Annotated in this window: 7 protein-coding genes; 1 reads left to right on the top strand and 6 read right to left on the bottom strand. The window is 67.7% G+C overall.

Going from position 1 to position 5,800, the window contains the following annotated elements; translation table 11 throughout:
• The first annotated feature begins 315 nt into the window (after positions 1 to 315).
• Positions 316 to 471, top strand: coding sequence for a hypothetical protein (locus tag ACFWBT_RS40835; protein ID WP_385709262.1), 156 nt, complete (start codon positions 316 to 318; stop codon positions 469 to 471).
• Positions 472 to 749: 278 nt separating this feature from the next.
• Here the strand turns inward: ACFWBT_RS40835 and ACFWBT_RS40830 are convergent, their stop codons facing one another.
• The 6 genes from ACFWBT_RS40830 to ACFWBT_RS40805 all read right to left on the bottom strand — a co-directional run bounded on the left by ACFWBT_RS40830 (position 750) and on the right by ACFWBT_RS40805 (position 5,408).
• Positions 750 to 1,103, bottom strand: coding sequence for an STAS domain-containing protein (locus ACFWBT_RS40830; RefSeq protein WP_385709259.1), 354 nt, complete (start codon positions 1,101 to 1,103; stop codon positions 750 to 752).
• Entirely contained in the window at positions 1,100 to 2,365 is a 1,266-nt protein-coding gene (locus tag ACFWBT_RS40825) for a PP2C family protein-serine/threonine phosphatase (protein WP_385709271.1), read from the bottom strand. The genes ACFWBT_RS40830 and ACFWBT_RS40825 overlap by 4 nt, the downstream gene beginning before the upstream one ends.
• Positions 2,365 to 3,168: an alpha/beta fold hydrolase gene (locus tag ACFWBT_RS40820; RefSeq protein ID WP_385709268.1), complete on the bottom strand. Its 804-nt coding sequence runs from the start codon at positions 3,166 to 3,168 to the stop codon at positions 2,365 to 2,367. Before ACFWBT_RS40820 ends, ACFWBT_RS40825 begins: the two co-directional genes overlap by 1 nt.
• Before the next feature lie 438 nt (positions 3,169 to 3,606).
• Entirely contained in the window at positions 3,607 to 3,810 is a 204-nt protein-coding gene (locus ACFWBT_RS40815; protein ID WP_261709056.1) for a cold-shock protein, read from the bottom strand.
• Positions 3,811 to 4,267: 457 nt separating this feature from the next.
• A complete protein-coding gene (locus ACFWBT_RS40810) occupies positions 4,268 to 4,561 on the bottom strand; it encodes a hypothetical protein (RefSeq protein ID WP_385709254.1) in 294 nt (97 codons plus the stop codon).
• A gap of 511 nt (positions 4,562 to 5,072) precedes the next feature.
• Positions 5,073 to 5,408: a MerR family transcriptional regulator gene (locus tag ACFWBT_RS40805; protein WP_385709251.1), complete on the bottom strand. Its 336-nt coding sequence runs from the start codon at positions 5,406 to 5,408 to the stop codon at positions 5,073 to 5,075.
• Positions 5,409 to 5,800: the final 392 nt, after the last annotated feature.

Below are 5,800 nucleotides of genomic sequence, written 5' to 3'. Positions count from 1 at the left end.
GGCGCAAAAACCCACCCCCACCGTTTTATCTAACCACAACACCCCCCCATGTGGGGGGCCCCCCGTGATAACCTGGGCCCCCCCCCGCTTCTCGTGTGCCGTGCCACTCGCTGACGGATGCCGGCGAGGCTCGGGTCCGAACCCCGCACGTCGGCCGAGCGACCCTCTCCCCCGGTTCCCGACCCTGCCCATCGGCCGACCGAATCCGCTCGGACAGCCCCTGGTATGCATCCACCCAGCGCGGGTAAACGGCCGCTGGCCGACTACCAGCGGCTGACCCTACGGGGGCTGGATCACGTAGGGAGGGGCCCTGAGATGACGGTGGCCGAGACAACGCGAGCACGCACGGCAGCGCTGCCGGAGATAGCCGACCCCTCGCAGATCGCCCCCAAGGACGCCCGGCAGCTGTCCCGGCTGTTCTACCGGCTCGCCGTCCTGGAAGACTCGTTCGCAACACGCCGGCGGCGCTGACGCCCCGCGGGGTGGGCAGCGTCGCTGGTTCGTTCATCAGCGGGTGTCCGTGCGTGCGCGTGTTTCGACCGCTGGTCGCGGTCTTTGGGCACAACTGGTCTGCTGCGATCGGCGTGTTCGAAGGTCAGGCGGATTGGACTGTGTCTCGCGGTAGAGAGACGGACGGGACGTCCTCAGGAGCAAGGCGGAGCGCTGGTAACTGGGCATGTCGCCGAGGGCCTGGACGAGGAGTTGATTCCTTGCATCCGGCCCCCGGACACAGAGGCCCCGGAGCCGGATCAGCCTGCTGCAGAGCGGGGGGCGGTGGCCGTCGAGGCGTCTGGATGGATGGTGAAGACTCGGTCCAGACCGATGATGGACAGGATGCGGGCGGTGTTGGTGGGGACCGCGGCCAGGGCCATGCCGCCGCCCAGTTCGGTGGCCAGGTTGCGAGCGGCCAGCAGCGTGGTGATGCCACTGGAGTCGCAGAATTCCAGGCCGGCCAGATCCAGGACCAGCAGTTGCCCGCCGGTCAGGGTGAGACTGTCGAGGGCGTTGCGGAGTTCGGGTGCCGTCGCATGGTCGAGGTCACCGGTGATCTCCAGTACGGGACCGGTGTCGGCGTCTCGGGAGGTGATCGTCAGCGGGCTCATCTCAGGTCTTCACTCGCGGGGGCGGGCACGCCGAGGGCGAGCAGCGCGGTGTCGTCGTCGAGGCCGTCACCGAACCCGGTGAGGAGCCCTGTCAGGGCGGTGATCAGGGCATGCGGTCCCGCAGCGGGCTGGGTGGCGGTGAAGACGCGCAGGGCGTCCTCGCCGTACAGCTCGCGATCGGGCCCGGTGCGGGCCTCGGTCAGGCCGTCGGTGTAGAGCAGCAGGGTGTCGCCGGGAAAGAGCTGGGTGCGCGCCGTTTCGAACTGTGCGCCGGGCAGGACGCCGACGAGCATGCCGCCGGGGGTTGGCAGATAGTCCGCGGTGCCATCCGCGTGCTGGATGAGTGCGGAGGGGTGGCCGCCGGAGGCCAAGTGCACGCTGACGTGGTCGTCCGCGGGGTTGAGAACGCCGAATATGGCGGTGCAGTAGCGGGTGTCGCCGCTGGTGTACCGCTCGTGCAGCACCGTGTTCAGGGTGCTCAGGACGGTGACGGGGTCGGGGTCGTGCAGGGCGGCGGCCCGCAGTGTGTAACGGGTCAGCGAGGTGACCGCGGCAGCCTGGGGGCCTTTGCCGCAGACGTCGCCGAGGAAGAATGCCCACCGGTCCGTGTCGAGGGGGAACAGGTCGTAGAAGTCTCCGCCGAGAAGATCCGGAGAGGCGGTGTGGTAGTAGGAGCCGGCTTCCAGGCCCGGAACCGTGGGCAGTTCGGCGGGCAGCAGGCTCTGCTGGAGGACGGCGAGGGCTTCCTGGAGTCGTTCGCGGTCGGCCTCGGCCTGCCGGTGCGCTTCTTCAGCCGCCTGACGTCCGCGCAGCAGCTCGGTCTCGTAGGCGCGGCGGTCGCGCGCGTCGAAGACGGTGGTGCGGATCAGCAGCGGCTCGCCGTCGTCGCTGGTCTTCACCTTCGATGTGACCAGCACCGGCATCCGCTGTCTTCCGGCGGCTTTGATGTCCAGGGCGATACCGCTGACCTCGCCCTGCATCTGCAGCATCGGGGCGAAGTGCGTCTCGTGGTAGAGCTTCCCGCCCACGGTGAGCAGATCGGCGAACCGCATTCGGCCCACCACCTGGGCCCGGGACAGACCGAGCCAGTACAGCAACGTGGTGTTGATCTTCGCGATGGTGCCGTCCATCAGTGTCGACAGGTAGCCGCACGGCGCCTGCTCGTACAGTTCCTCGGCGCTGTCCTCCAACAGCGAGATGAACGCCGCGTCCGTGGCACCCACGTCCGGTTCCTCGCCCGGGTCATGGCCGGTGCGGCACATCATCCGGCAGCACCGATGAAGTCGGTAATCGCTTGAGCGGTGGCCTGCGGTGCGCTCAGCTGCGGGCAGTGCCCCGTCGCCTCCAGCGTGACCAGGCGGCTGCCCGGGATCGCGTCGTTGACGAAGGCACCGACCTCGCGGGGGGCGATCACGTCCTGCTTGCATTCCAGCACCAGCGTCGGCATCGCGACCGTCTTGAGGTCGGCGCGGCTGTCGGACAGGAACGTCGTGCGCGCGAAGACCCGGGCCATGTCCGGGTCGGTCGCGCAGAACGAGGTGGTCAGCTCCTGGCCGAGTTCCGGCCGGTCCGCGTTCCCCATGATCACTGGAGCCATCGCAGCGGACCAGCCCAGATAGTTCGACTCCAGCGAATCCAGCAGCTCATCGATGTCGTCCGCGCTGAAACCGCCCCGGTACCCGTCCTCGTCGATGTAGCGGGGCGAGGGAGCCACCATCACCAGATGGGAGAACCGCTGCGGCGCCTTCGCCGCCGCGAGCACCCCGACCATGGCACTGACCGAATGCCCCACGAAGATCACATCCCGCAGGTCCAGCTCCTCACAGACCTCCAGCACATCAAGGGCATAGCCCTCCAACGAGCTGTAGCGACGCTCGCTCCAGGCCGAAGGGTCCGAGCGGCCGGAGCCCACGTAGTCGAACAGCACCACCCGGAAGTCCACGGCCAGCATGGGGACCACCAGACGCCACATGTTCTGGTCACAGCCGAACCCGTGCGCCAGCAGGAGCACCGGCCCGTCCGCACGGCCGGTGACGGTGACGTTGTTCCTGCGACGAATATCCATGCCCACCAGTTTCCCATTGCTCGGGGCGAGCGAGTCGAAGCGACTGCCCCGGCCCGAACCGGCGCCGGAGACAAAAGCGGGGGCGCTGGTCCGGCTGCGGGAGGAGTGGTCGTCCGTAGGTGCAGGGTTCATTCCGAACCTTCCTCGATAGGGCACGTATCAAGGAATTCCCGCCGCGCAAGGGTAGTGCGGGAACCACAAGAACGAGCCGAATAGAATGCGAAAGAAAATCTGGCCTGCAGTGAATCTGATACGTATGCAGGCGATGAAAAAAGTGGCATCATGCGGACGTGAAATCCAGGGCTTCAGACGGGTGCAACTTCGGGGACCCATCGCCCGCAGGCATTATCCAAGGACGCGGGCACTGCGGTAAATGCCCGCAGCGGGGTGCGCGCACCCCGAGAGGTGCGGGCCCCCGCTGCAGAGTGCGCGTCGGCGTCAGACGGGAACGATGTTCTCCGCCGTCGGGCCCTTCTGGCTCGGCGCGATGTCGAAGGTGACCTTCTGGCCTTCGAGCAATTCACGGAAGCCCTGGGAGGCGATGTTCGAGAAGTGGGCGAACACGTCGGCGCCTCCGCCATCCTGCTCGATGAATCCGAAACCCTTCGCCGCGTTGAACCACTTCACGGTGCCAGATGCCATGTCATATCTCCTTTGGGGCAGTACGCCGGGATCCGCAATGCGCGGATACCGGGTCGCCGCGATGACACCCTCCCGGAATGACCGGAAATACAAAAACGCTTCCACCGGCTAAAAGTACCGTTGGAGGCGTTTGAAGTTTGGGAACCAAGACTGCAACTGAGATCGACAGTAGCATGCCATACTGTCCGCCGTGCGTCACAGGATTCCATTCTGCTCGCTGCGGTAAAAACACTCTCGGAACGGGGCGTTAAACCCTCACCTCGCGGTTGTAGCTATTAATCCACAGCTGACCTCGATTCTTCACGAGTGGCGTGAACTCGGCCCGATCGACGGTGCGCCCGTAATAACCCCCTGTCCGGCAGCCGGGAGATCGGAGAGGCGGGTCCAGGCAGTGGTGAACGCGGTGGCCCAGGGCCAGGTGGACTCGATCCGCAGCCATCGGCCGCGGGCGTGTTCGTCAGGCGGGCGGGCAGGTGGTAGAGCCGGAAGCGCATGGTGTCCGGCTCGGCGGCGGCGAGGTGATCGACGTCGTGGAGGGCGAGGAGGCGGTCAGCTTCGCGAACTGCCGCCTCGAGGGCTGCACCCGGCGGACGATCAGCCGCATCCCCTGCGGCCATCCCTCGTGGATGTTCAGGCCGGTCAGCTCCGCGACGAAGTAGCCCTCCTGCGTCTCGCCGTTCTGCTTCAGGTATCTGTTCCAGTGCGGACGCCAGGACCCGGACGTGATCGGCGACCATGTTCGCGCCGGCATTGCCCGGCCGCAGCTCCATGGATGACGATCCAGCCCGTCAGACGCCGGCCCGGCAACCGTCAGCCAGGGAAAGTCCCCGGGCCGCAGGTGCAGCCGGGACCACACGTGCCGGCGCACCCGACGGCGGGCCTTCGCCACCTGCCCCAGCGTCCTCTCGTCGAGTGCGGCCAGGGTCCGACGGGCGGTGGAGTCCGAGGCGGGCGGACCGAACAACGGCCGGTGACGGAGCTGGAGCCGCTCGGCCTCCAGCAGGTTCGTCGCCCCGGCGTGATCGACACCGCGAGCTGCACCAGCAGCGCGGACCGGTTCCGCGAGCCAGGCCCGCCCACCGGCAACACCCTCGCCAACGCCTCGGCCAGCCCGACCCGGTCCGCCGCCGCAGCAGTGCCTCCCCGGCGTGTCCGACCAGTCCCTTGCCGTCGGCCCGCACGGCCGGCCGCCGGACAGAACGACCCGCGCGTCACACCCCGACATGTGTGTGCGGGATCCGCCGGAACCCGGACGCACCATCTCAGGACACGGGCGGACCGGACGGTCCGGCCGTCCGGCGGTGTTCGGCGTTGATGCGCTGGGCTTCTTCGAGTTGGTCTTCGAGGATGATGATGCGGCAGGCGGCCTCGATGGGGGTGCCGTTGTCGACGAGTTCGCGGGCGCGGGCGGCGATGCGCAGCTGGTAGCGGGAGTAGCGGCGGTGTCCGCCCGGGGAGCGCAGCGGGGTGATGAGGCGGGCTTCGCCGATGGCACGGAGGAAGCCCTGGGTGGTGCCGAGCATCTCGGCGGCCCGGCCCATGGTGTAGGCGGGGTAGTCGTCGTCGTCGAGTCGGCCGAACGAGTCGTCTGCTGTCACTTGCACCTCTCCGAGAAACGCGTGGAGGGGCCCCGGTGCTGTACCGCCACCGGGGCCCCGAAGGAACTGCTACACCATCTGCCGGCCCTGATACTGCACCGACCTTCTGTTTCCGCACGCCCACCCGGGAGAGGGCGGGGTATGCGGGGATCGCGGTTGCTCGACCGGAGACCACCTCACTATCGATGTCCTGCGGTACCCGGGCTCAGCCATCCCGCCCGGGCGATCCTGATGGCGCTCGGCCCCTCCGTTCTTTCCCTCTTAGATCAACTAACTACCGGTACTGCTCTACCGCGCACTGCTGGTGATGCGACCTGCTCGGTGACCTGAGGAAGCGCCACTCTTCGGCAGCCAGCCCCGTCGCCCGTCCTGCGTCTGCTCTGGCTTAGAAC

Origin of the sequence: Streptomyces sp. NPDC060027 (assembly GCF_042737005.1) — a bacterium.
GTDB lineage: Bacteria > Actinomycetota > Actinomycetes > Streptomycetales > Streptomycetaceae > Streptomyces.
The sequence above is the reverse complement of the archived record's forward strand: the minus strand, read 5'-3'. Positions and strand labels throughout refer to the sequence as shown.